Source organism: Micromonospora sp. NPDC023814 (genome assembly GCF_040639595.1).
Taxonomy (GTDB): Bacteria; Actinomycetota; Actinomycetes; order Mycobacteriales; family Micromonosporaceae; genus Micromonospora.
In genome coordinates, this window is the sequence record NZ_JBFAAF010000053.1 from 23,913 (window position 1) to 49,124 (window position 25,212).

13 protein-coding genes and 1 riboswitch are annotated in these 25,212 nt (G+C 75.3%); of the genes, 4 read left to right on the forward strand and 9 right to left on the reverse strand.

What is annotated here, in order from left to right; genetic code table 11:
• Positions 1 to 49: 49 nt before the first annotated feature.
• The gene (locus AB0G14_RS24770; protein WP_357701182.1) at positions 50 to 1,180 is read right to left on the reverse strand and encodes an N-acetylmuramoyl-L-alanine amidase; all 1,131 of its coding nucleotides are present in this window, start codon (positions 1,178 to 1,180) and stop codon (positions 50 to 52) included.
• 199 nt (positions 1,181 to 1,379) lie between these two features.
• Between AB0G14_RS24770 and AB0G14_RS24775 the strand changes: the two genes are divergently transcribed.
• A complete protein-coding gene (locus AB0G14_RS24775) occupies positions 1,380 to 1,562 on the forward strand; it encodes a hypothetical protein (protein WP_357701184.1) in 183 nt (60 codons plus the stop codon).
• Between the two features lie 151 nt (positions 1,563 to 1,713).
• Here the strand turns inward: AB0G14_RS24775 and AB0G14_RS24780 are convergent, their stop codons facing one another.
• The 8 genes from AB0G14_RS24780 to AB0G14_RS24815 form a co-directional block, all read right to left on the reverse strand.
• A complete protein-coding gene (locus AB0G14_RS24780; protein WP_350708358.1) occupies positions 1,714 to 2,451 on the reverse strand; it encodes an amino acid ABC transporter ATP-binding protein in 738 nt (245 codons plus the stop codon).
• Between the two features lie 2 nt (positions 2,452 to 2,453).
• Positions 2,454 to 3,230 (reverse strand): amino acid ABC transporter permease, encoded by a 777-nt coding sequence (locus tag AB0G14_RS24785; protein ID WP_357701186.1) that lies wholly within the window; start codon positions 3,228 to 3,230, stop codon positions 2,454 to 2,456.
• A 41-nt stretch (positions 3,231 to 3,271) separates the two neighbouring features.
• Positions 3,272 to 4,126: an ABC transporter substrate-binding protein gene (locus tag AB0G14_RS24790; protein ID WP_357701188.1), complete on the reverse strand. Its 855-nt coding sequence runs from the start codon at positions 4,124 to 4,126 to the stop codon at positions 3,272 to 3,274.
• 267 nt (positions 4,127 to 4,393) lie between these two features.
• Positions 4,394 to 4,505, reverse strand: a riboswitch (SAM riboswitch).
• A 198-nt stretch (positions 4,506 to 4,703) separates the two neighbouring features.
• Positions 4,704 to 5,396 carry a hypothetical protein gene (locus AB0G14_RS24795; RefSeq protein WP_357701190.1) on the reverse strand — a complete coding sequence of 231 codons (693 nt, stop codon included), beginning with the start codon at positions 5,394 to 5,396 and terminating at the stop codon, positions 4,704 to 4,706.
• 236 nt (positions 5,397 to 5,632) lie between these two features.
• The gene (locus AB0G14_RS24800; protein ID WP_357701192.1) at positions 5,633 to 7,861 is read right to left on the reverse strand and encodes a S8 family peptidase; all 2,229 of its coding nucleotides are present in this window, start codon (positions 7,859 to 7,861) and stop codon (positions 5,633 to 5,635) included.
• A gap of 458 nt (positions 7,862 to 8,319) precedes the next feature.
• The gene (locus tag AB0G14_RS24805; protein WP_357701194.1) at positions 8,320 to 11,559 is read right to left on the reverse strand and encodes a hypothetical protein; all 3,240 of its coding nucleotides are present in this window, start codon (positions 11,557 to 11,559) and stop codon (positions 8,320 to 8,322) included.
• 141 nt (positions 11,560 to 11,700) lie between these two features.
• Complete coding sequence (locus AB0G14_RS24810) at positions 11,701 to 12,561, reverse strand: peptidoglycan-binding protein (RefSeq protein WP_350708147.1); 861 nt, start codon at positions 12,559 to 12,561, stop codon at positions 11,701 to 11,703.
• 2 nt (positions 12,562 to 12,563) lie between these two features.
• Positions 12,564 to 12,689: a hypothetical protein gene (locus AB0G14_RS24815; protein ID WP_350679578.1), complete on the reverse strand. Its 126-nt coding sequence runs from the start codon at positions 12,687 to 12,689 to the stop codon at positions 12,564 to 12,566.
• A 524-nt stretch (positions 12,690 to 13,213) separates the two neighbouring features.
• Between AB0G14_RS24815 and AB0G14_RS24820 the strand changes: the two genes are divergently transcribed.
• From AB0G14_RS24820 to AB0G14_RS24830, 3 genes are read left to right on the forward strand one after another with little or no spacing between them, the layout of a single operon-like run.
• Positions 13,214 to 22,804, forward strand: a complete 9,591-nt coding sequence (locus tag AB0G14_RS24820) for an alpha/beta hydrolase (RefSeq protein ID WP_357701197.1) — start codon at positions 13,214 to 13,216, stop codon at positions 22,802 to 22,804.
• Complete coding sequence (locus AB0G14_RS24825) at positions 22,804 to 24,129, forward strand: hypothetical protein (protein ID WP_357701199.1); 1,326 nt, start codon at positions 22,804 to 22,806, stop codon at positions 24,127 to 24,129. The genes AB0G14_RS24820 and AB0G14_RS24825 overlap by 1 nt, the downstream gene beginning before the upstream one ends.
• The gene (locus AB0G14_RS24830; RefSeq protein WP_357701201.1) at positions 24,126 to 25,151 is read left to right on the forward strand and encodes a hypothetical protein; all 1,026 of its coding nucleotides are present in this window, start codon (positions 24,126 to 24,128) and stop codon (positions 25,149 to 25,151) included. The genes AB0G14_RS24825 and AB0G14_RS24830 overlap by 4 nt, the downstream gene beginning before the upstream one ends.
• Positions 25,152 to 25,212: the final 61 nt, after the last annotated feature.

The window sequence follows — 25,212 nt, forward strand, 5'->3', positions numbered from 1 at the left end:
CGTTCCGCGGCCCGTGGGAGCGGGAGGTCGTCCCACGGGCCGCGGGCGGTCAGTGCCGGAAGGAGTGGCGCACGACGCCGCCGACGAGGACGCACCACGTGTTGGTGGTGAGCTTGCCGTTGCGCGGCAGGCCGTGCAGCGCCTGGAGATCCTGGACGGCCTTCTTGGTGGCGTGGTCGTACTCGCCGGTGACGGCGACGTCCGCCCACCCCTTGAAGTTGAGCATGAACTGGGCGGCGCTGACCGGGATCCCGGCGGCGTCCTTGTCGAGCTCCGGCGCCAGCGTCTCCCAGGTCGGCGCGGTGAGCGTGGCGTCGACGTCGACCGGGATGCCGTTGCGGTACTGCCAGTCCTGCACGGCCGCGACGGTGGCGGCGTCGAAGACGCTGTTGACCGGCACGGTGTAGCCGCGGTGGGCCAGCAGGTACTGCACGACCCGCACCGACGGCGAGCCGACGAACCGCCACAGGTCCGGCCAGCGGCGGGCCGGCACGTCCGCCAGGTCGGTGTCGAGCGCCTCGAACACCCGGCGGCGCAGGACGGGGAACTGCCGGTAGAAGGCGGCGCCGGGGCACTGCGTGGTGCGGAAGTCCCAGTGCCCGAAGATGTCGTGGGCGTGCAGACCGTACTGCCGGCAGATGGTCGTGCAGAGCTTGACCAGCGAGTCCAGCAACGCCTCCGGCGGCGTCTCGGTGACGTACGTGCCCTCGTTCTCGATGCCGATCGCCCGGCCGTTCTCGCCCGGACAGTGCGCCGAGATCATCTGCCGGTCGCCGGCCTGCAGCCGCTCCAGGCTGCCCCGGCGCCCCTCCATGACGTATCCACCGCGGCTGACGGTGAAGTGCTGGCCGGTGTCGGACCAGCGGTTGCCGTCCATGTGCAGGTCCTGGCAGTCGCGGGCCAGCTTGATCGCCTGCGCCTCGGAGTAGTCGGTGACGTTCGGGAACGCCATGTGGTGCACGATGATCTTGTTGGTGGGGATGGCGCTGACCGACAGCGGGTCCGCCGGCGGACGCGCGCCCCACTCGTCGCAGCTGTAGATCCAGTCCAGGTCGGCGCCGGGGTCCGCCTGCGCGGCGGCGGGGAAGGCGAGTTCGCTTCCGACGACCGCGACCGTGGCGGCGCCGAGGCCGGCCCGCAGCAGGGTCCGACGGTCCAGTTCGGAGTGGTCGAGGTGCATGGCATCTCCTGTGCGGCCGGGTCGGGGGTGGGAAAGGGTGCGTGAAAGGAAACTCCAGTGGCCGCCTGTGTTGTGGAAGATATTGCCCAGACCTCCGCCGCTGGTCAATAAGGAGCCGCCCGGCCGTCCGGGTGACCGTCCGTGTCGAGGTCGGGGATCACGGGCAGCGACGCGCAGGTGGCCGTGGGTCGTCAGCCCGGTGACCGGCCAGGTCGCTCCGTTGCTGGAGATCGCGGCCGAGTTCGTGACGGCGAAGACCGAGGAGCACGGGGCCAAGGAGGTCGTCACCCACTTCACCGCGGTCAGCGACAGGAAGGAGGAATGCAGGCGCCGGTTTCCACACCTCGCCCGTTTCCGACACGGCGGGCGAGCGCATGCGTGAGGCGGCCCTCGACCACGAGCCGATCGTGACCGGGAAGGGGACGTCCGAGTCGAAGGTCACCTACCGGCACAAGGACGTGAAGAAGTAGCGGCCGGGGCCCGTGTTCCCGGCAGTGCCGGTGGTCCTCCTCGGTGGGGATGTCGCGGCGGGGTCAGAGCACCTGGGAGAGGAAGCGGCGCAGCCGGGGGTGCTCCGCCCCCTCGAAGATCGCGGCCGGCTCGCCGGCCTCCAGCACCACGCCGCGATCCATGAACGCGACGGTGTCGGCGACCTCGCGGGCGAAGCCCATCTCGTGGGTGACCACCACCATCGTCATGCCGCCGGCGGACAGCTCGGCCATCAGCCCCAGCACCCCCTTGACCAACTCCGGGTCCAGAGCCGAGGTCGCCTCGTCGAAGAGCATCACCTGCGGCCGCAACGCCAGCGCGCGGGCGATCGCGACCCGCTGCTGCTGCCCTCCCGACAGGTGCGCCGGCCGGGCGTCGGCCTTGGCCGCGAGCCCCACCAGCTCCAGGTGGTCGCGGGCGACCGCCACCGCCTCGTCCTCACCAAGCTTCCTGATCCGGCGCAGCGCGAGGGTGATGTTGCGCAGCACGCTCATGTGCGGAAAGAGATTGAACTGCTGGAAGACCATGCCGACCCGCTGCCGCAGGGCGTCCGGATCGTCGCCCAGCACGCTGCGCCCGTCGAGCAGCACGTCGCCCCGGTCGGGCTCGATGAGCCGGTTGATGGCGCGCAGCAGCGTGGACTTGCCCGAGCCGGACGGGCCGATCACGCAGGCCGTCGCGCCCCGCGCGACGTCCAGGTCCACGCCGCGCAGCACCCGGTGCGACCCGAAGGCCAGGTGCACGTCGCGGACGCTCAGGCTCACCGAGGTCGTCGTGTCGATGCTCATCGCTGGTTTCCTCCCGCCGCGCCCGGCAGCGCCAGGTCGAGGTCGTCGTCGTCGGCGGGCGCGGCGGCCTGCCGGCCGTGCCGCAGCCGCCGGTCGATCCAGTTCACGACGTGGGTCAGCGGCACGGTCAGCGCCAGGTAGAACAGGCCGGCCAGCAGCAGCGCCGACTGGTTGCCGGTGTTCGCCGCGTAGTCCTGCCCGATCCGGAACAGCTCCCGCTGGCTGGCCAGCAGGCCGAGGAAGTAGACCAGGCTCGAGTCCTTGATCAGCGCGATCAGCTGGTTCACCCAGGCCGGCAGCACCCGGCGGATGCCCTGCGGCACGATCACCAGGCGCATCGCCTCGCCCCAGGACAGGCCCAGCGCCCGGGCCCCCTCCAACTGGGCGGCCTCCACCGACTGGATGCCGGAGCGGAAGATCTCGCCGATGTAGGCCGCCGCGATCAGCGACAGCGCCAGGATGCCCAGGGGATACGGGTTGGGGCCCCACACCTCCATGCCCAGCGGCGCCAGACCGACGCCGATGAGCAGGATGGTCGCCGCGGCCGGCAGGCCGCGGAACACGTCGGTGTAGACCCGCGCCGGCCAGCGCAACCATCGGGTACGCGAGATGCCGGCGACGGCCAGCCCCATGCCCAGCACCGAGCCGAGCAGGGCGGCGGAGATCGCGAGGATCAGCGTGTTGGGCAGCCCGACCGTCAGCATCTCGGGCAGCGCCTCGCGCATGGAGTCCCAGTCGAAGAAGGTCTCCCACAGGGTGCTCAACGGATCCATCGTGTTCTCCTACCGTCCCGCTCGCTCGTCGTCCGTAGGTGTCAGGAGGCGGCCGAGGCCGACGGCACCGGGACGGTGCCGCTGCCCGGCTTGAAGTCGGCGGGGATCGGGCGGCCCGGGTAGTACTGGGCCTGCAGGCGGCTCCACGTGCCGTCGGCGATCACCTCGTCGAGGCCCTTGTTCAGCGCCTCGCGCAGCTTGTCGTTGCCCTTGGCGAACGCGTACGCCGTCGGGGCCGGGCTGAGCAGCTTCCCCGCCACCTTGATCTTGCCGTTGCTGTCGGCGGCCGACTTGTCGCCGATCTCGGCGGGGGCGATCCAGGCGTCGGCGGTGCCGGCCTTGAGCTGGTTGATCGCGCCGTTGTAGTCGGGCACCCGGACCGGGTCGAGACCCTCGCCGGTGGCGTAGTCGTCCTGGACGGTGCCCTGCACGACCACGACCCGCTTGCCGGCGAGCTGGTCGAAACCGGTGATCGACGAATTGGCCGGCACGTCGAGCCCGAAGTGGCCGAAATCGTAGCCGTTGCCGAAGTCGACGGTCTTCTTGCGGGCCTCGGTGATGGTGATCGAGGAGCTTCCGACGTCGAACTTGCGGTTGTTGACCTGCGAGAGCAGCGCGGAGAAGTCCGTCCCGACGAACTCGACCTTCAGGCCGACCCTCGCGGCGACCGCGGTGAGCAGGTCGTTGTCGAAGCCGGTGAACTTGCCGTCCTTGAGGTAGACGTTCGGCGGGGCGTCCGTGAGCGTGCCGGTGCGCAGCACACCCGGCTGGAGCAGGTTGTACGGGTTGTCGGTCGCCTCGGTCGCGTCGTCGCCGCAGGCGGTCAGGGCGGTGGCGGCGAGGACGGCAGCGACGCCGAGGGCGGCGGCGCGGGTGAGGGCGGGAAGGAATCGCACAGGTGTCTCCGAAAGGGGTCTCCGACGGCGGGCACGGGCGTGCGTCGCCGGCGGTGCGCCCGGTGGGCGTACCGCTGGGGTGGTCCTGGGAAGGGGGTCTGGTGCGTGGCTAGCGCGGGTCGCCGGGGCGACACGAGGCGCTGCAGACCCGCATCATGTCGACGTGGCGGCGCCGGGTCAACGGCGGCGTCGGGGCCGCGGCGGGGACCGTCGGTACGCAGATGCGGAAGGACATGGCTCTCCTCGGTCGTTGCTGACCTGGGAACCAGGCCACGCTTGCACCGAAGCTGCTCCGGTGCCTGGTCTTCACCCGGGGCACCCCTGCGCGGACGAGGGTTGCCGGCCAGCGAGCCGGGGCTTGACGCTGGCGCTCATGACCTGCCGACGAGGCTAGCAGCCCCCCGTGGTGGTGCGTCCAGCCGCTATGACCACCCTCACGTGGTGCCGCCCGGCGCGAACGGAGACGATGCCGGGCCAGGCGGCGACCGGCGGCGAACCGAGGCCGACCCCGACGCCCAGCCCGGTGGCGAACCCACGCCGAACCCGGGGCCGAACCGGCGGGCTCGGTCCCGGGCGGTCACTCCTCGATCGCGCCGCCCACGCGCCGCAGGTGCTGCCGGAAGGTGTGGCCGGGGTCCGTGGCGCGGTGGGCGAGGTAGTCGGCGAACCCGGTCTGCTCGCGCAGCGTCTCGCCGGCGCGGATGCGCTGCGCCTGGACCCGCTCGACGCCCCGGATCCGCTGCGCCGCCGCCAACACCTCCCCGGCGTTCGCGGCGGGGACGAAGAGCACCCCGTCGTCGTCGGCGATGACAAGATCGTCGGCACTCACCAGGTGCGGCCCGATCCGGGCGCTGGCGAGCGTCTCCGGCTCCCGCTCGTCGAGGCGGTCCGGGCCCACCGGCAGGCTGCCGTAGCTGAACACGGGCAGGCCGATCTCCACCAGCTCGGGCGTGTCCCGGTGCAGGCCCCACACCACGACGCCGGCGACGCCGGCCGCGGCCCCCTCCAGCACCGCCAGGTCGCCGACGCACGCCTCGTCCGTCCGGCCGCCGTTGTCGATCACCAGCACGTCCCCAGGGGCCGCGCCCGCGTACGCCTCCAGGAACACGTCGACGCTGCCGTGGTGGCGCACCGGCAGCACCCGCCCGGCGAGGCGGTGGCCGGGGACGACCGCCCGGATCCCGGCCGGCGCCGCGCGCGGCGGCACGCCCAGCCGTACGCAGGCGTCGGCGATCAGCGGCGTGGACAGGTCGGCGAAACGCTCCGGCATGAGGTCCTCCCGGCGGTGTCCGAGGCGTCGACGGTCATCGTAGGAAGGCTGGCCCGCGCGGCGACCAGGTCCAATCCGGACCCGTTGGCCCGGCTGACGAGGACCCTGACCGGAAGGGCGAGCCCTCGGCACCGGCGAAGGCCACGCCGGGTGCGGGTCGGCAACGGATGTCGGGGCCCCGACTGGAGCTTCAGCCGGGGCCCCGGTGTGGGGGTGCGCTGGTGACGCCGTTGCCGCTAGAGCGTCAGCGTCCAGGTGTTGAGGTAGCCGGTGTCGCCGGAGGCGGCGTCCTGCACCCGCAGCTTCCAGGTGCCGTTACGGGCCTCGGAGGAGAGGTTGACGGTGTAGGTCTGGTTGATGTTGTCGGTCGAGCCGCCGCTGCGGTTGTGCAGGGTGTAGGCGGTGCCGTCGGGGGCGACGAGGCTGACGACGAGGTCACCGATGTAGGTGTGGACGATGTTCACGGCGACGGTGCTGGTGGCGGAGGCGTTGCCGGAGCAGCCGCTGATGGTGATCGAGCTTTCCACCGTGGTGTTGTCGCCGATGCTGACGTCGGTGCCGTTCGTGCCGGTGCAGTCCGGGGGCGTCCCGCCGACCAGGTTGAGCGTCCAGGTGTTGAGGTAGCCGGTGTCGCCGGAGGCGGCGTCCTGCACCCGCAGCTTCCAGGTGCCGTTGGCGGCCTCGCTGGAGAGGTTGACGGTGTAGGTCTGGTTGATGTTGTCGGTCGAGCCGCCGCTGCGGTTGTGCAGGGTGTAGGCGGTGCCGTCGGGGGCGACGAGGCTGACGACGAGGTCACCGATGTAGGTGTGGACGATGTTCACGGCGACGGTGCTGGTGGCGGAGGCGTTGCCGGAGCAGCCGCTGATGGTGATCGAGCTTTCCACCGTGGTGTTGTCGCCGATGCTGACGTCGGTGCCGTTGGTCTGCGAGCAGCCGGGCGGCCCGTTGACCGTCAACGTGTACGACGCGGTCTGGGTGGTGACCGTGCCGGTGCCGGTGACGGTCACCGGGTAGGTGCCCGGCGCGGTGGTGCCGGTGGTGGAGATGGTCATCGTGGCGGAGTTGCCGGAGGTGACCGACGCCGGGCTGAAGCTCGCCGTGGCCCCGGCGGGCAGGCCGTTGGCGGAGAACGTCACGTTCTGCGCGCTGCCGACCGTGGTGGTGGTGCCGACGGTCGCGGTGACCGAGCTGCCCGGGTTGACCGTTCCGGAGGTCGGCGACACCGACATGGCGAAGTCCTGCGTCGGCGTGCTGATGTTGCCGACGTAGAGCAGCTTGTTCGGTGAGCCGGTGCCCGGGTTGGTGACCTTGCCGTTGGTCGCGTCGTTGACGAGCTTGTCGCGGACCTGCTGCGGGGTGTACGACGGGTTGGCGGCGAGTACCAGCGCGGCGGCGCCGGCCACGTGCGGGGTGGCCATCGACGTGCCGCTGATGGTGTTGGTGGCGCTGTCGCCGGTGTGCCACGCCGAGGTGATCGACGAGCCCGGGCCGAAGATGTCCAGGCAGGTGCCGATGTTGGAGTAGTCGGCCCGGGCGTCGGTGCTGGTCGTCGCCCCCACGGTGATCGCGTTCGGGGTGCTGGCCGGCGAGACACCGCAGGCGTCGGCGGAGTAGTCGTTGCCAGCCGCGATGGCGTAGCTGACGCCGTCGGCGATGGAGGCGGTGACCGCGTCGTTGACGGCCTGGTCCTTCCCGCCGCCGAGGCTCATGTTGGCCACCGCCAGCTCGCCGGGGTCGTGGTCGCCGGTGACCCAGTCGATGCCGGCGATCACCCCGGCGTACGTGCCACTGCCTCCACAGTCGAGGACCCGGACGCCGACCAGGGTGACGTTCTTGGCCATGCCGTACGCGGCGCCGCCCACGGTGCCCGCGACGTGGGTGCCGTGGCCGTTGCAGTCGTCGGCCGAGCCGCCGTCGACCGAGTCGAAACCGGTCACCGCGCGGCCACCGAAGTCGCTGTGCGAGAACCGGATGCCGGTGTCGATGATGTACGCCCGGACGCCGGAGCCGCTGTTCGGGTAGGTGTAGGAGTTGTTCAGCGGCAGGTCGCGCTGGTCACTGCGGTCCAGGCCCCACGACGGGGTGGGGCTCTGCGTACCGGAGATCCGCACGACGTGGTTCTGCTGGACGTACTTCACCGACGGGTCGGCGGCCAACCGCCGGGCCTGCGCGGCGGACATCCGGGCCTCGAACCCGCGCACCGTGTGCTGGAAGGTCCGGGCGACGGTGCCGTCGTGCCGACCGGCCAGAGTGCGGGCGCTGCCCGGGACCTCGGCCCGGGTCACCGCGGTGTCCTTGAACACCACGATGTACGAGTCGGAGACCGCGGTGGCGCCGCCGGCCTGGAGGATCTGCCCCTCGGCGGGGGCGGCGGTCGCTGGAGTGCCGAACGCCACCGCGGCGGTGACCGCGGCTGTTGCGACGCCCAGACGCCAGTGGCGCCTGGACGGGCGGGGGAGTGTCATCGGTCGTCCCTCTCCTGACGCCGGATCCCGTGCAGGGGTGGTGCAGGGATCCGGGAAGTTGATCTGGTGGAGGTGATGCTAGACGGCGATGCATTCAAATGTATAGATGAAAGAATTTCCGCGTTTCCTGCTGATTCCACGCGGATGTGAAGGACTTGCCGTGCCGGCACGCCTGTTTTTTCGTCATCGGTCGAGTTTGGCGCCCCACTCGTCGAGTGCGTCGCCGGCCAGGGTGCGGAGGCGTGCGAGGGCCCGGTATCGGGTCACCCCGACGGGCGCGGCGCGATCAGCCGCTCGTCGTCCGGCCAGGGGCCGCAGTCGCCGGCGGTGTCGAGGTGCCTGGCCTCGCCCAGGTCAACGACCTCGTCGGGGGGATCGCCCGGGCCGGGAGTCCGGGTGTCGATCCCGGTCGCCGACGCTCCGGTCGGATTGTCGGCCGTGGTGTCGCGCTGCGGCGGTCACCGCTGCGGCACTCCCGGCGGCGGCTCCGGCCCGAAGTGCACTCCCGCGATCGGGCCGCCCGGCGGCAGGAGGATCTCGAGCATCCGCTGCCGCCCGTCCGGCCCCGGGTCCCGGATGAACCAGAGGTGGTACTGCGATCCGGCCGGGATGTTCTCGAAGTCCCCGAGCGCGTCGCGCAGGTACTGCCGGGCCGTCGCCTGCTGCTCCGCGGCGGTCTGGAGGTGGATCGCGTCGGACTTCAGCTCGAGGAAACAGGGCACGTCGCCGGCCACCCAGTGCCCGTCCAGGTTGGACCGGCCGGTCAGCCAGGTGCCGATCCGCGCGCCGCGGAACCACATCGTCTGCTGCAGGACGGGCAGCGGACCGAGGAAGACGTGCTCGGCGAGCCGGCCGCGCATGCGGTTGGCGACGATGGTCAGATCCGGCACGCGGATCTGCCCGTCGACCATCATCTTCTCGAACGAGTCGACGAGCGCGATCCTGGTCTGCGGCCGGTACGCGTCGAACTCGCCGGCCTCGGCGACCTCGATGACCTGCAGGCAGTCGGTCATCGCCCGGCGCTGGTCGGGGGTGAGCGCGGGGAAGTCCCGGGCCACCTCGTCGGCCAGGACCCGCCAACTGGGGTGGGCCCGGTCGACGCCCAGGTTCTCCGGCGTGATCTTGCGGCGTGGCGGGCGCAGCGGGGGAGCGAGTGCCAGTTCCCGGCGCAGCTGCTGGCTGGTCAGCGACATCAGCCGGGCGACGAGCGCCGGGCGGTCACCCGCCGGGGCCTGCTCCAGCAGGGTGCCGGCCCGGCCGAGCCCGTCGTCGAGCTGCGCCGTGCCGAGCCGCTTGCGCAGCCGCAGCACCAGCAGCGGACCCCACTGCCGCCCGAACGCGATCGACGCGGGATGCGAGGCGAGCCCGTACAGGGCGGTCGAGCGGGACTGGACGGCGCCGACGCCGGCCAGGTCCGGGTGCGCGAGCAGACGCAGGAACGACTCCCGTCCCTTGGCCGCCTGCGCGAGGATCTTCGCCACCTTGTCGGGGCCGAAGGCGGCCTGGAGGCGCTCCAGGCCCACGGTCGCCGCGCCGGGCAGTACCACCGGCTCGGGTGACGGCCCGGGCCGCATGCCCGCCTCGGGCACGTGGACCAGCCGCTCCGGCGTCGCGGCCCGCGCCGGCAGGTCGCCCTCGGGCAGCAGGAGCAGGCGTCGGCCGCCGGAGCCGGACACGAGCACGGCGTCGGGGAGGTCGGTGGGCCGCCGGGTGCCGGGCGGGTAGGCGGCGTCGAGCACCGGCCGGGCGTCGTCGCTGAAGACCACCAGGCCCGGCAGCAGGCCCTCGAAGGTCGGTACGGCGTCCGGCCAGGTCAGCGAGGCGCTGATCCCGGCCTCGGCGAGGCGCAGCTCGATCTCGCCCTTGGCGGCGGTGAGCCGGAGCAACGCCGCGTCGCGTTCCGCCCCGGGCGGCAGCCCGTCGACGAGGGCGACCAGCCCGTTCCAGGCCTGCGCCGCGCGGGTCGCCCACGCCCGGAACTGCTCCGGGCCGGCCGTGCCGTTGCGGACGGCCTCGAAGTCCTGGGCGACCTGCGCGCGCTCGGCCTCCAGCTCCTGCAGCCGCCGCTCGCCGTCGACGGTGAGCGCCCCGCGGGCCGCGCCGAGCCGGTCGAGGAACGACCTCGCCATCAGCCCGCCGACCATGACGGCGCCCGTGGTGGCGGCCTGCTGCACCGCGGCCACCACGCTGTCCCGCAGGCTGCGCAGCTCCCCGGTGCGGATCAGGTGCTGCGCCTCGCCGAACCCGAAGGTGGTGATCTGCTCGACCACGAGCCGGGCGACCTGCTCGGCCCGGTCACCGGACCGGGCCACCGCCTTGAAGATGTCCCCGGAGCCGCAGAGCACGACACGGACGACGGCGGCCTGCAGCGCCTGCCACGCGAGGTCCTCCTGGAACGACGTCGCCGTGATGGACTCCGGCCCGAGCAGCAGCTCGGACGCGCCACGGGCGACGAGCGTCTCCCACATCAGCCGGGTGGCGACCACGCCCGCCGAGACGGCGATCGAGCCGAGCACCGTGCCGCTGCCGATGACGGTCTCCAGCACCACGCCGGCGGCGGCGCCGGCCGCCCCGGCGGTGATCGCCGTGGCGACGCCGATCGCCACCCCGGCCGCGATCGCCTTGACGGTCTTCTGCAGTTCGATGGTGTCGGCGATGTCGTCGAGGTCGGCCTTGAACCCGGGTCGGCCGGTGACGGTGGCCAGCACCGCGACGGCGAGCCTGTGCCGCTCCGCCGCCTCGACGTACGCGCCGTCCTTGTGCAGCAGGAAGCTCTGCTCCACATGGGTGAGGGCCGCCGCGAGTTCGACGACGTACCCGTCCACCCGTTCCGTCGCCGCGCTGGGCAGCACCGGTTGGTCGGCGAGCCACGACAGCCGTTCCCGGGTGGTCAGGATCTGCACCGCCAGGCTGATGGTGCGCAGCTTCTGGCTGAACCGCAGGTACGGCTGCAGGTAGTCGCGGAACGGGTAGGCGCGTACCGCGTAGAGCTCGGCCAGCAGGCGACGGTGCAGGAACCACTCCTGCCCGGGGGCGGTCATGGTGACGCCGGTCTCGGCGTCCGCGGCCTGTCGGGGAAGGGCGTCGTCCTCCCGTTCCGCCCGCAGGGCGACGAGGTCGGTGACCTGGTCGGCGAGCTGCCCGAGTACGGCCTCCAGACCCATGCGGTCGGTCAGGTAGAGCTGCGGCATCGTCGCCGAGAACTCCCCGACCAGCCGGTCGCCCTCGTTCTGCCGGGCCTCGATCCGGTGCGGTGGCGCGGCGTCGAGCGCCTCGGTGATCGCGGCGCAGTACGCCTCGCGGGCCTTGTGGAGGAGGCCGCGCAGCTGTGGCTCGAACGGGGGGAGGTACTGGCCCGGCCGGGCGAGGTCGGCCAGTTGGCGCAGGGTCGGGCCGAGCGCCACGGTCACCGCCCAGGCCATCTCCACGCCCCGGACCCGGCGCGCCATCGCCCGCGCGGTGGGCGCCGGCGCGCCGGCCGCCGGGTTCAGCATGGCCCACAGCCGGCGGCGCGCCGGCTTCAGCTCCTGCGCGTACGGGACGAGGTCGTCGACGGCGTCGAGCAGCTCCGCGAGCAACAGGTCGTGCGGCACGCGGCTGGTCGGGCTCTGGGTGACGGCCACCGGAGCCGGCCGCCGCGTGCCCACGGTAGCCAGGACGGCCCCGCGTACGCCCTCTTCGCTCAAGCTCTGGGTCATGGACTCCCCCGCCCCGCCGGCGCGGCGACCGCGCCACACCATGGACATTCCGGTCATCGATTGCGCGCCCCGGGTCGTCGGCACGACCCGGGCGGTTCGGTACGGGTGCGGGACCGGGGCGACCCGGTTCCGCGCCGCGGATCAGTAGGTGACGCGTACGCCCATCTCGGCCCAGGTGAGCCGGCCGACGATGCCGTCGTCGGTGAGCCCCCGCATCCGTTGGTACCAGCGGACCCCCGCCTCGGTCTTCGCGTCGAAGCGGGTGCCCGGCGGTCCGCACCGCCGCGCGCCGACGAACCGCTTGACGTACGCCACGTCCTCGCCGGTGCTGCCGACGCGGACGGTGCGCGACCCCGGGGCCCGGCCTGCCGGCTGCGGCGCCGGCGGCCTGGTGGCGCTGCGGAGAGCGGTCAGGGTCTTCGGTCCGACGACGGCGTCGACCGTCAGCTTCTTCGACTTCTGGAAGGTCCGGACCCAGGCGGTGGTCTTCGGCCCGAACACGCCGTCGGCGGTGAGGCGGGCGCCCAGCCGGTTGGCGAGGGTCTGCAACTCCCGCACGTCGCTGCCCTTGCAGCCCGCCCGCAGGACCCGGTCGCCGAGCTTGGCGGCCCGGGCCGTGGCGACGCCCCACGGGCGCAGGCTGTCCTCCAGGGCCCGGGCGTGGCTGACGCTGACGTGCAGGTGTTTGGTGTGCGGGTTGGATCCGGTGTAGCGCGCGGGCCGGAAGTCGCGGGTACGGCTCCAGATCAACCGGTTGTAGATCACGTACTGGGTGGACGGGTGCTCGATGCAGTGCCGGACGACCAGCAACGGGTCGATCCCGTCGATGTCGAAGTCCGCCGCGTTGACCGAGCGGTCGTCGGCGTCGGGGTTGTGGTCGGACTTGCGGGCCTGGTGGGCCGCGTCGCCGATCCAGCCGTCGGAGGCCTTGTCCCGGTGCGGCCAGCGGGTGTTGATCTCCTCGCGCAGCACGCGCAGCGTCGGGGCCAGGTGCACGCCCATCGTCACTCCTCCTCTGCCAGCGCCGCGAGCAGGTCGTAGTCGACGGCGTCGCCGATCAGCTGCTCCGGGTCGTCGTCCTCCTCGAACGTGGCCACCAGGTACTCGGCGTCGATGCTGGCGGTGTCCACCAGTGGTCCCCCCTCTTCGGAATCGTCACCCTGCCGGCCGGATCCGGTCGGCCCGGCCGCGTCGCGGTGGGCGGCACGGGCGTCGCCGCCCCGGGTCGACGGCGGGTGACTGACGTTCTCGTGGGCAACCTTCGGGATCGCGGCGGCGGGCCGGCAAGGGGAGAGTCGCCTATTGGCATCACGACTGACCGACCGGTCGGTCACCGCCGCCGGACGACGGTCGACGGTCGTCGAACGTGTCCACTCCGGCCAGGCATTCCAGTGGCCGGGGAACGCGTTTGACTGATCGATCGGTCAGCCGCCGGCCGGCCGAGTCGTCGACCCGGTCGGCCGGGCGGGGGAGCCGCGTGCCGCAACGGGCGAGCGTGGCCTGACGCTTCGGACCGTCTCGGCGACGGCACGGTCGGCAACGTCCGAAGGGCGACAGAGTTTCGGGGTCGGTCATCCGTAGCCTCCGGGAACTCCCGCGCCGAATCTACTGAGGAGGGCGGGAAACGAGGGGGGACGATGGGGTGGGTGGGCCCATGATCAACGTTGACGGCATTCCCGCCGAGGTCGAGGACCTCGGCATCGCGCTCGGGCTGCTCGCCCCGTCCGGCGGCGGCGTCCGGCTGGTCGAGGAGTTCTTCGCCGACCCGTGGACGCGGGTCGGCAAGCTGGTCGCCAGCGACGTCCAGCGCGCCGCGCTGGTGCGCGCGATCGAGGGGCTGCTGCCCTCGGCCCGGCCGCGCTTCGCGACCGAGGCGGCCGGCCGGCCCGACCGGGTCGCCCGGCACGTGCCGCTGCTGGAGCAGGGCGGCAAGGGCCAGGTCTACCTGGTCGTCGAGCGCGCCGGGCTGGCGGCGTCCGCCCCGCTGACCCTGGCGATCGAGGCCGAAGCCGGGCCGGTCGCCGGCGGCCCCGCCGTCACCGCGCGGCTCGACCTGCTCGTGGCGTCCGCCGGCACCGTCACCCCCGTCGCCGCCAGCAGGGAACACCCGATCCGGCTGCGCGCCCGGGCGCCCCTCGGCGACACCGGCACCAGCGTGGAGGCGGCCGTCCTGCTGGTCGCCCCACCCGACGAGGCGCTGAGCCGCGTCACCGTCACCGTCCGGGGCCTGCCCGGCACCACCGAGCCGCTCGTGCTGGACCCGGCCGCCGGCAGCTCGCAGCTGCCCCTGCTCGTCACCGCGCTGCTGCGCTACGTCCTGGCCGAGGTGGGCGACGGCGTGCCCGCACCGGTGCGACTGGTCGCGGCCCACCTGCCCGGCCTGCTGGGCCTGGCCCCGGGCCTGGTGCCGCTGCCCCTGGGCGACCTCGCCACCGACCCGGCGGCGTTCCGGTCCTGGCTGGCCGCGCTGGTCGCCGCGCGGACCCCGGACGGCGCGCCCGGCCTGGTCGGCTGGCTCGACTCGGTCGCCGGCCTGCTCGGCGCCGACGAGTCCAAGCGCACCGACCTGCCCACCGACGCCGACCCGCTGCTGATCCCGGTGCTGACCGGCCCGCCGTCGGTCGACCTCACCGTGGCCGTCCGCACCGACCCCGCCACCGGCGCCGGCGCCCTCGTGGTCGGCGCCCGGGTCACCTACACCGGCGACGGCACGCTCGACGCGGCCGTACGCGGCGACGCCGTGCTGCTGGTGGTGCCGCTGACGGGGTCGGCCCCGGTCACGCTCTTCGAACGCCTCGACGTGCTCGTCGCCGCGCCCGCCCACGGCGGTCGGCTCTTCCCGGCCGCCGGCGAGCCGGCCGGTGCCGTGCAGGTCGGCGGGCTGCGCGCCGGCCTGCGCTACCGGGCGGCCAGCGGCACGATCACCCCACTGCTGGAACTGCACGACGTCACCGTCGCCATCGGCGACGACCCGCACCACCTCGACCTGGTCGACCTGACCGACGCCCGGTCGCTGACCTCCGCCGCGCAGTCGCTGCTGGAGGAGGCCATCGAGACCGGGCTCGGCCCCGCCGCCGGCCCGGTCGCCGCGCTGCGGCGCCTGCTCGGGCTGGGCACCACCCCCGGGGTCGACCTCGGGCTGCTCACCACCGCGCCGACCCGCGCGCTGGCCGCCTACTACCGGCAGCTGCGCCAGACGCCCGACGGCTGGCCCGGCGTGCTGCGCGACGTCGCCCGGCTCGCCGGCACCGCCACGCCGGTGGTGACCGGCGCCGGCACCCCGGCCGACCCGTGGCGGGTCCCGGTGGACGCGCTCGCCGCTGCGCCGGGCGCCCCCGTGGCGCTGGACCTCGTCCTGTGGGACTCCGGCACCGCCACCGCGCCCGTCGTCGAGCTCGGGCTCGCCCTGCGCGGCGGCGCCCACCTCGACGCGACCCTGCCCTGGCGGGTGGACGTCCGCGTGGCGCTGGCCTCGATCCCGCTCGACGGGGCGACCGGTCCGGCCTGGCTCGGCGGGGTCACCGCCACCGCTGCCTTCGACCCGCCGGCCCTGGCCATCGGCGCGCCGGTACGCGTCTCCACCGCCGGCGTCCGCCTCGACGTCGCCTGGTCGCTCGGGTCGCCGGTGGCGGTCACCGCGATCGTCGACGACCTCGCCGTCACCGTCGACGGGGTGCCCCACCTGCTGGGCGACCTCACCCTGCCGCCCGCCGGCCCGGTCGACCCCGCCCTGCCCGACCTCGGCCTCGGCGTCGACCCCGCCGCGCTGTGGGGCGCCGCCCGCGGCCTGCTCGCCCGGGTCGCCGAGTCGTGGGTCGGCCCCACCGCCCGCGACCTGCTGGCGCTGGTCGGCATCGCCGGGCCGGGCACCACCGGCCCGCTGGCCGGGATGCCGCCGCTGCTGCCCCCGGACCCGACCGACCTGTCGTCGCTGCTGGCCGACCCCGCCGCCGCGCTGCGCCGGTGGCTCGCCGACCTGGCCCGCGACGAGAACGCCCGCACCGACGACGGGACGCCGTACCTGGTGGCACTGCTACGGCTGCTGCAGGCCGCGCTGACCGACCGGCTGCCCGCCCTGCCCGGCCAGGACCTGCCACAGGTCGACCTGCCCGTCTCCGGCGGCGGCACCGAGGCGGCGCCCTGGCGGGTGCCGGTCCACCGCGCCGGCGACGACGCGGTGGAGGTCCTCGCCTGGCTGGAGCCGCAGGGCCCGCCCGCGCAGTGGGCGATCGCGTCGCTGGTCGACCGGTTCGCCGGCGCCGACACCGACGACGACGCTTCGGAGGAGGCCGACCCGATCCCGGTCACCGGCGCCGACGTGATCGCGGCGGCCGAGGTCGCCGGGGCGTACCTGCCGGAGGTCGCCGACGTGCTCGACGGCGTCGACGCCACCCACGCCGCGGCGGCGCTCGGGGCGCTGGCCGGCGTGCTCACCGAGGGCGACGGGCTGGTCCCCGCCGGTACCGCCCTGCCGGCCGAGACCGGCTGGCGCACCGGCACCCCGGTCGCCGCCACCCACGACACCCTCACCACCGCGCCGGCGGCGGTCGCCCAGCTCCGCGACGAGATCGCCGCCCGCACGGCCGCCGCCGGCGACGACTGGGCGGTGCTGCTGCTCGCGCCGCCGCTGGCCGGGTCACGACCCTGGGCCGACCTGCTCGGCGACGTCGCGCCCGACCAGGTCGCCACCGTGGACCTGCGGGTCCCCGGCACCCCACCCGACCTGGTCGACCTCGGCACGCTGCCCGCCGCCCACTGGTACGTGGTGGACCTCGCCGACGACGGCACCCTCCCCGCCGCCACCGCGCTCGCCGCGCTGCGGCACGTGCAGGACGCGGTGCGGACGGTGCGTCCCGGCGTACGCACGATCCTGGTCGGACACTCCTACCTGGGCCTGGTCGCCCGGCAACTCGCCGCGGCCGTTCCCGCGCAGGTGCTCGGCCTCGTCACCGTCGGCACCGCGTTCGACGGCGCCCTGCTGCCGCTGGACGCCCCGACGGTGGCCGAGGGGGTGCGGCTGGCCGGCGTGCTGGCCCCGACCGGCCTGCCGGCCGCGCCACTGCTCGACGCCGCCCTGCGCCTCCAGCGCCGCCTGCTCGACGGGTACGCCGCCGGGGAGCCCGGCGCGCAGGCCCGCCCCGGCCCGCTGCCCGCCGCCGCGTTCGCCCGCTGGCTCGGCGTACCCGTCGACCTGCGCGGTGTGCCTGCGCTCGCGCTGCACGGCAGCCTCGGCGACGTCGACGGCAGCGGGGGAGCGGGCGACCTGCGGGCGGCGCTCGTCGCCGCGCTGACCACGCACACCGTCGAGGAGGCCGGACCGGCCGCACCGCCCACCCACGCGGTCGCCGCCCTGCGGCTCGCCCTCGACCTGGGCGCCCCGGCGGCCGGCGACCCCGACGTCGACGTCGACGTACGCCTCGGGCTCGGCACGGTGGCACTGGACCCGGCGGCGCCGGCCGACCTCTCGTCGGCGCAGGTACGCGTCCGCGTCGCCCGCCCCGACGGGTGGCTGCTCGGCGGGCCCGGCACCGGCGCCCCGAGGCCTGCCCGGGTCCGCGCCCTCACCGTCCGCGCCACCGTGCGTGCCGGCACCGCCGGCCCCGTCACCGACGTCGACGTGGTGCTGCACGACGCCGCCCTGCGCGGCGAGTCGGCCGCCGCCGTCGACCTGGCCGACCCCCGGTCGCCGGAGCTGCTCGACGCCCTGGTACAGGAACTCGACCGGGTGGCCGCCGCCAACGGCCGGCTGACCCGGCTGCTGAACGAACTCGCTGCCCTCGGCGTCATCCACCGCGCCGCGCCCGGCCGGCCGGCCGCCGTGCTCGCCGACGCGGTCGCCGCGCTGCGCACCGACGCCACCGGTTGGCTGGCGCCCCGGCTGCCCGCGCTGGTCGACCGGGCCGCCGGGCTCCTCGGCCTGGTCCGGGACACCGCCGCCGGCGGCGGTCCCTGGCGGCGCCACCTCGCCGGGCTGCCGGTCGAGCTGGTGCTGGAGGCCCAGCCGTGGCGGCTCACCGCCCGCACCACCGGCACCGGGCTGCGGCTCGGCCACGGCGTCACCCTCACCGGCTCCTCGACCGTGGCGCTGGCCGACCCCACCCCGCGGGTGCAGGCCGCGCTCGCGGTCGGCGGCGTCACCCTCACCCGGGCCGGCGGCGCGGTGTCGCTGGCCGCGCCGTGGCTGCCCGGGCCGGTCGGGCTGTCGCCGGCCGCCCCGGACCTGCCCGCCCGGCTCGCGCCGCTGCTGCCCCGGCTGCTCGTCGGCGGGGCGCTCGGCGTCCTGCTCGAACAGCTGACCGGCGAGGACCTGCGGGTGGCCTCCCTCGACGGGCTGCTGACCGACCCGGCCGCCTGGCTGCAGCGCACCTTCGCCGGTACGCCCGGCGCGCCGCCGCAGGCCGCGCCGCTGGCCGGCCTGCTGCGCCTGGCCGCGGCCCCGCTGGGCCTGGCCGCCGACCCCGCGCACGCCCTCACCCTGCCCGGCGGTGTCACCGTCGACCTGCTCGACGTCGGCGCCGCCGAGGACCGGGCGCTGCGGCTGCTGGTCGGCGCCGCCGACCCGATCGTGTTGTGGACCGACGACGCCGGCACGGCCACCCTGGACCTCGCGCTGCGGCTGGACGTCGACGGCGCCCGGCAGGTGCGGCCGGGCGGCGAGTTGACCCTGCACCTGCCGCTGCCCGGCGACTGGGGCGCGCTCGCCCTGCGGCTGGGCGCCGACGCCTCGGGCCTGTCCGTGGCCGTCACCCCGGCCGCGCTGGACGCCACGGTCACCCTGCTGCCGGCGGTGAGCGGCCTGGACACGCTGGTGGAGGCCGCCGGGGCGCGGCTGCTGCCGGAGGTCCTCGACAGGCTCGTCGACGGCATCGGCGCCCGCGACCCGCACCCCGCCGTCCTCGACGACGTGCTCGACGTCGCCGCGGCGCTCGGCGTCTACAACCCGAAGGCGGCGCCGCACGGGTTCGCCGCCCGCACCGGCGCGCTCGCCGACCTCGTGCGGGACCTGTCCACCGGGGCCCTCGCCGGTGCCGGCTCGGTCGCCGCGCCCGCCGTCGTGGCCCTGCTGCGCCGCGTCCTGGGTGACGCCCAGGTGCCGCAACCGGCCACCCCGGGAGAGGTGCTGGTCCGGGTCGCGGTGCTCGACGGCACCGTCGAACTGCGTACCGACCTGGCCGCCGATCGACCGGAACTCGGCCTGTCCGTGCAGGGCCTCACCGCCGGCGCGGTCACCGCCGACATCGCCGTCGGCTACGCCGACTCCACCGTGACCGCGTCGCTGGCCGCCCGCGCGTACGTCGACACGGGACTCGGGGTGACCCTGCGCGCCCGGCTGTCGGCGCAGGCCACGGCGGCGGGGCTGGCCGTGCGGCTCGGCCTGCTCGGCAGCGACGACGCCGGCACCGGTGAGCTGGGCGTCCAGCTCGCGCCGGTGGTGCAGCTGCCCGGGCCGGCCGAGCTGGCACAGCTCGCCCAGCGGCTGGTCGTGCCGATGGCCGGCACCCTCGCCCTGCGCGCGGCCCAGCCGTGGCTGCGCCGGCCCCTGTGGTCCGGCGGGCGCACGGCCGCGCAGATCCTCACGACCGCCGGCGTGGCCGTGGACTCCCCGGACGGGATGCGGATGGCTCCCGCCCTGCCCACCCCGGTCATGGTGCTGCGCGGAGCCCTCGACGCCGTCACCGGGGTGCCCGTGCCGGTGCCGGGCGGGCTGACCCTGTCCGTGGTCACCGACGGCGCCCGCTACGGCCTCGTGCTGCGCGGCGAGCTGGCCCTGCCCGCCGGCGACACCGCCGTGCAGCTGCGCTTCGGGCTGCCCGAGACCGTCGACGCCGGGTGGGGCCAGGCCGGCCGGGGCGTCGGCCTGCTGCTGCTCGACCTCACCACCCCCGCCGCGCCGCAGCTGCGGCCGGTGCTGCGGCTGGGCGGGCTGGGCATCCGGGTGGCCGCCGCCGCGTCCGGCAGGGCACTGGTCGAGACCGGCGGATTCCGCCTCGGCGCCGTCGGCGCCCACGTCCGCGCCGACCTGGCGCTGACCGGACCGGCGGCGCTGGACCGGCCGACCGTGGTCGACGGCGCCGTCATGCTCGACGGGCTGGGGTTCCCGATGGCCCCCGGCGGGGGCGGGTCCAACCCGGTCGCGGCGTCGCTGCTGCAGACCGGCGGCGGCGGCGACGCCGCCCCGGCGAATCCGCCCCTGGACGTGCTGGTCGCCCGCGGCGGCGGCCGGTGGCTGGTGCTGTTCGGCGGGAAGGCCGAGGCCCGGTTCGAGATCAACCGGAGCTACGGTCCGCTGCACATCGCGGAGCTGGCGCTGCTGTACAAGGCGGCCACCTCGGGGCCGGGCAAGGTCGGGGTGTCCGTCGACGGCGGGGTCGCCGTCGCCGGGCTCACCCTCGACGTCGACGACCTGTCGCTGCTGGTGCCGCTGCGCAACCCCACCGACCTCAGCGCCTGGGAGGTGGACCTGGCCGGCCTGTCGGTGTCGTTCAGCTCGCCCGGGGTGTCGGTCGCGGGCGGACTGGTCAAGGTCACCGGCGCCGACGACGTGCAGTACGACGGCATGCTCTCGGTCGACCTGGCCGGGCGCGGCCTGACCGCGGTCGGCTCGTACGCCCGACCCCGCGACGACCTCGGCGAGTACACCTCGCTGTTCGTGTTCCTCTCCGTCGGGTTCCCGCTCGGCGGCCCGCCCTACCTGTACGTCCTGGGCCTCGCCGGCGGCGCCGGCTACAACCGCCGGCTGATGGTGCCCCGCGACCCGCAGGGCGTGCCCGCCTTCCCCCTGGTGAAGGCCATCGACGAGGGCGGCTTCGGGGGCTCCGGCGGCCCGATGGGCGCACTGGCGCGGATGTCCAGGGACATCCCGCCGGCCCGGGGCGCGTTCTGGCTCGCCGCCGGGGTGAAGTTCTCCACCTTCCAACTGCTGCACACCACCGCCCTGGCCTACGTCTCCGCCGACCGGGGACTGGAGGTCGGCCTGCTCGGCCTCATGCGGATGGCGCTGCCCGACGCGCAGGCCGCGGTGGTCAACCTGGAGTTGGCCCTGGCCGCCCGGTACAGCACCGTGGACAAGGTGCTGTCCGTCCGGGCGGCGCTGACCCGCAACTCGTGGCTGCTCAGCCGCGACTGCCAGGTCACCGGCGGGTTCGCGTTCGTGGTGTGGTTCGACCGGCCGGAGGTGCTGCTCTCCATCGGCGGCTACCACCCCCGGTTCAACAAGCCGGCGCACTACCCGGACGTGCCCCGGGTCGGGTTCCACTGGTCCGTCGGCGGCGGCGTGGTGGTCAAGGGAGAGGCGTACTTCACCCTCACCCCGTCGGCGGTGATGCTCGGCGGTCGCCTGGAGGCCTCGTACGACCGCTCACCGGTGCGGGTCTGGTTCGTCGCCGCCCTCGACGTGTACCTGCGGTGGGACCCGCTGACCTACGACATCACCGCCAGCGTCAGCGTCGGCGCGCGCTTCACGATCAAGGTGTGCTTCTTCGCCTGCGCGCGGATCAACGTCAGCGTCTCCCTCGGCGCCCGGGTACGCATCCAGGGCCCGCCGCTGCACGGCACCGTCACGGTCGACCTGGCCATCGCCTCGGTCACCGTCAAGTTCGGCAGGGCGCAGCAGCAGCCGTTCCTCGACTGGAACCAGGTCACCGTCAAGTACCTCGGCGGCGGTGACGCGGCCCGCCCGGCGACCAGCGGCACCGTCACCGCCGGCACCCTGCCGCCGGCGGTGGGCAGCCGTCCCGACGGCACCCTGGAACGCCCGTGGTCCGTGGCGCCGGAGTTCGCGGTCCGGTTGGAGTCGCTGATGCCGCTGTACGGATGGCGGCTGACCGGCAGCGGTCGCGCCGACGACCGCACCGGCGGGCGGGAGGTCGACGTCGTCCCCGCCGGAAGGAACATGGGCAGAACCCGCGCGACCATGGTCGTCACGGTCGAACAGCGCGTCGGCACCAACTGGGCCGCCGTGCCCACCGCCCAGATCCGGTCGCTGCGGCCGTCCACCGCCAGCACCGGATTCCCGGCCGGCCTCTGGGACAGCGCCCTCGCCGGCACGGCGAACGGCGGCGCCACTCCCACCATGGTCCGGGCCCTGTCGTCGGTCGGCCTGGCCGCCCCGATCACCGTCTCCGAGGCGACCGGCGTGCTGCCGGACGTGGCCCTGGCCACGATGATCGAGGAGGAGACGCAGCGACACCTGCCGCTGTCGGTTCCGGGCGCCGCCGCGCCGGCGCCGTCGGTGCTGCGCCTGCGGCGCACCACCGACACGTCCGAGACCGCCGTGACCGCGGCCCGCCGCGCCGTGGCGGCGCCGGCCGGGCCGAAGCTGCGCGCGACCGTCTCCGCCGACCAGCACCGGGGCGCGGCGCGGGCGGAGTTCCGCGCCGCCGCCCGAGCCCGCGCCGGGCACGACAGCGGCGCGGCCCTGCCGGTGGGCGGCACCCAGGTCTGGGACACCACGGGCGCCGGCGGGCTGCGGCTGCGCCTCGACGAGGGGCCCGCGCCGCTGCGGCTGGTCACCTTCACCGGCACCGGCGCCCCGCTCAGCGACGGCCCGGCCCGATCGGGCGCCCGGGTGCCCGCCGACGCCGCCCGCGCGGTGGTGACCCCGGCGGCCGGCGCCGCCGCCGGCTGGGCCGCCGACACACCGCTGGTCCCGGTCACCGACGGCGTGCTCGTCGCGCCGGGCGCCACCGTCCTGCTGCCGCACCCGTGGCATCCGCCGGCCCGCTACCGCCAGGCCGGCGAGCACGTGCCGGTGCCCGCGGCGCTCCTCTCCGCCGCCGTCGACGGCCTGGTCACCACCCTGCCCGCCACGACCCGCGCGGTCGTGGTGTCCCTGGAGCCGGTGTCCGCCGCCGCCAGCCTCGCCGACGTCCGCATCGAACTCGACGGGGTACGGGTCAGCAGCCGGGAGGACGCCCCCGACGTCGACCAGCCGCACCGCATCCTCCTGACGGTCGACGCGGAGCGGGGCGCCGAGGCGATCTCGGTGCAGGTCGTGGCGGGGGACGGCTGGCGGGTCGCCGGCGTGATCGGCACCCCGGACCACGCCGTCGACACCGACTGCACCGCCGCCCGGCGGGAACTGGCCCGGGTCACCAGACCCGCGACGGTGCCCGGCAGCCCGGGTGCCACCGCCCGGTCGGCGGCGCGTACCGCGGTCGCCGAGGCGGCCCCGGCAACCGAGCCGGCGGCCCCGGCGCCAGCGGCGGCGCTCGTCGCCTTCGACGACGACGAAACGGAGGCATGATGACGGAGACCCCCGTCGCGCCGGGCTCGATCCGGCTGCACGACACGGTGACGCCGTCGCTCACCGCCGGCATCTACCGGTTCACCAGCAGGCTGGAGGTGACGGACCGGGGCACCCCGAAGACCTCGCCACCCGAGCACGCCACCCACGTGCAGGTCGGCGCGCCCCGGCTCGCCCTCGACGCCACCGAGATCGCCGGGCAGCACCCGCCCCGGGACGCGGTGGGCGTGTTCGGCGACCGACTGCCGCACGTGGTCCTCGGCCGGCGTGCCCTGCCGTGGGAGCGGCGGCTCGGCGACGGCACCCCGTGGCTGGCGCTGCTGGTCGTCCGGTCCGACGAGGCGAGCCTGAGGACCGGGACGCTGCGCACGGTCGTCGGCGAGACGGTGTTCACCCGCCTCAACGGCATCGAGCCGGTCGACGGCAACCGGGCCGTCGTCGGGCTGCAGGCCAAGGACCTGGCCACCTTCCGGGCGCTGCTGCCCAGCCGCACCGACGTCGGGCTGCTCACCCACGTCCGTCAGGTCAACGTCGCGGACACCGCGCTGGCCGGCAGCGACGACGACGGCTGGTTCGCCGTGGTCACCGCCAACCGGCTGCCGCTGGGCGGGGCCACGCCCACGCCGTACACGGCCTGCCTGGTGTCGCTGGAGGCCCGCGACGACGTCTGGGCGACCAACCTGACCAGCGTGCCCACGTTGCTCGTGCTGGCGTCCTGGCCGTTCGTGACGAGCACCGCCGGCGGCACCTTCGAGCACGTCGCCGCGCACCTCGACCTCGGCGCGTTCGGCGCCCCGCCGGCCGGGCAGCCCCCGCTGGTGGACGCCGACGGGGCGCTCGCGCTGGCCGCCACCCGCCGCGACGGCACGCCGGCCACCATGGGCTATCGCCCGCCGCTGCTCGGCGCGGCGCCCGACCCGCTGCCCGCCGGGCCGGGCGACGTGACCGGCGACGCCGCGTTCGAGCTGGGCCGGCTCCTCGCCGCCGCCGACGGCCGGTTCATCCGCGAGGTGGTGGCCTGGCACCGCGCCGCCGACGACGCGGCCCGCGCCGGCAGCGCGGCGGGCCTCCGCGAGGACAGCGCCCGCTCGTACGCCGCCTCCGGCACCGCCCCGCGCCGCACCGCCGCGGTGGCCGCCGAGGGCACCGACCTGCGGCGTGCCGCCGCGGTGGCCGCCGACGGCGCCGACCCCCTCGCCGCCCTCGGTGCGACGTTCGCGCAGCGGCTGCTGTCCCGCACCGCCCCCGCCGACCTGTGGCAGGCGCACCCGGGTGGCTCCAGCGTCATCCCGCGCCAGTTGCGCCCGGAAGGAGAACCGTCTTGACGACCCACCTGTCCGCCGGCGGCCGGCTGCTCGCCGAACGACTCGGCGCGCTCGTCGGCCCGCCGGCCGACACCGCCGGGGAGCCCGCGCCGCGGGCCCGCGCCCTGGCCGCCGCCGCGCGTGCCGTCACGGTCGCCGGGCCGGTCGCGGCGGCGACCGCCGACGTGCCGCCGCTGCCCCCGTACGTCGAGCACGTGCTGGCCCGCTGGAGCCTGCTGCACGACCTGCCGTTCCGCTACCTCGTGCCCGACGCGCGCCTGCTGCCGCCGGAGTCCATCCGGTTCTTCCGCCTGGACGGCGGCTGGCTGGAGCGGCTGCGGGCGGGGGCGCTCGCCGTCGGCGGCGACGGCAGCCGGGAACGCGCCGGCACCCAGACGTTGCTGCCGCAGGTCACCGCCGCGGTGACCGAGCAGCTGCCGCTGGTGCGGGAGGTGCAGCGCACCCGCATGTCGATCCCGGTCGCCGCCGACCTGCTCGCCGAGGCCCGGGCCGCGGGGGACCTCGCCGCCGCGGCCGGGCCGGTCCCGGTCACCGGGTTCCTGCTCCGCTCGTCCCTGGTCAGCGGCTGGCCCGGCATGGAGGTACGCGCCTGGGCCAGCGACGACCAGGCCGTGGTGCGGCCGGGCGTCGACCCGGACGAGCTGGCCCGCACCCGACCCGACCTGGTGGTGGAGCTGCTGCGCCTGGAGCGGCTGTCGCCGTCGGTGCTGGTGGCGTTGTTCCGCGGCGCCCCCCGCCTGGTGTGGCTGGAGGAGCCGCCGCAGAGCGTGCAGTTCGGCCTGGAAGCCGACGGGACGGGCTGGCGGGCGCCGATCCGCGACGGCGCGGGACCGGACCTGGGCAGCGTCGCCGTGCCGATGCGCCCCGGCCCGGTGCCCGGCGTCGTCGACGTCGCCGGCCTGGCCCGCAACCTCGACCAGGCCCGCCCCCTGCCCCGGCCGCGCGGCGGCGCCGCCGTGGCGTTGTCCCTGCTCCAGGCGCCGTCGCGGCAGCGGTTCGGCGCCTCCACCCCGCCGGCCTGATCCTCGGCGTCGCCGACCCACCGCGGGGCCCGACCGCGGTCAGGCCCGCCCCGAACAGAGG

Coding starts and splice junctions, on each gene's coding strand:
- AB0G14_RS24770 (WP_357701182.1), bottom strand. CDS start 1,180: ATGCACCTCGACCACTCCGAACTGGACCGTCGGACCCTGCTGCGGGCC.
- AB0G14_RS24785 (WP_357701186.1), bottom strand. CDS start 3,230: ATGGATCCGTTGAGCACCCTGTGGGAGACCTTCTTCGACTGGGACTCC.
- AB0G14_RS24795 (WP_357701190.1), bottom strand. CDS start 5,396: ATGCCGGAGCGTTTCGCCGACCTGTCCACGCCGCTGATCGCCGACGCC.
- AB0G14_RS24800 (WP_357701192.1), bottom strand. CDS start 7,861: ATGACACTCCCCCGCCCGTCCAGGCGCCACTGGCGTCTGGGCGTCGCA.
- AB0G14_RS24805 (WP_357701194.1), bottom strand. CDS start 11,559: ATGACCCAGAGCTTGAGCGAAGAGGGCGTACGCGGGGCCGTCCTGGCT.
- AB0G14_RS24810 (WP_350708147.1), bottom strand. CDS start 12,561: ATGGGCGTGCACCTGGCCCCGACGCTGCGCGTGCTGCGCGAGGAGATC.
- AB0G14_RS24820 (WP_357701197.1), top strand. CDS start 13,214: ATGATCAACGTTGACGGCATTCCCGCCGAGGTCGAGGACCTCGGCATC.
- AB0G14_RS24825 (WP_357701199.1), top strand. CDS start 22,804: ATGACGGAGACCCCCGTCGCGCCGGGCTCGATCCGGCTGCACGACACG.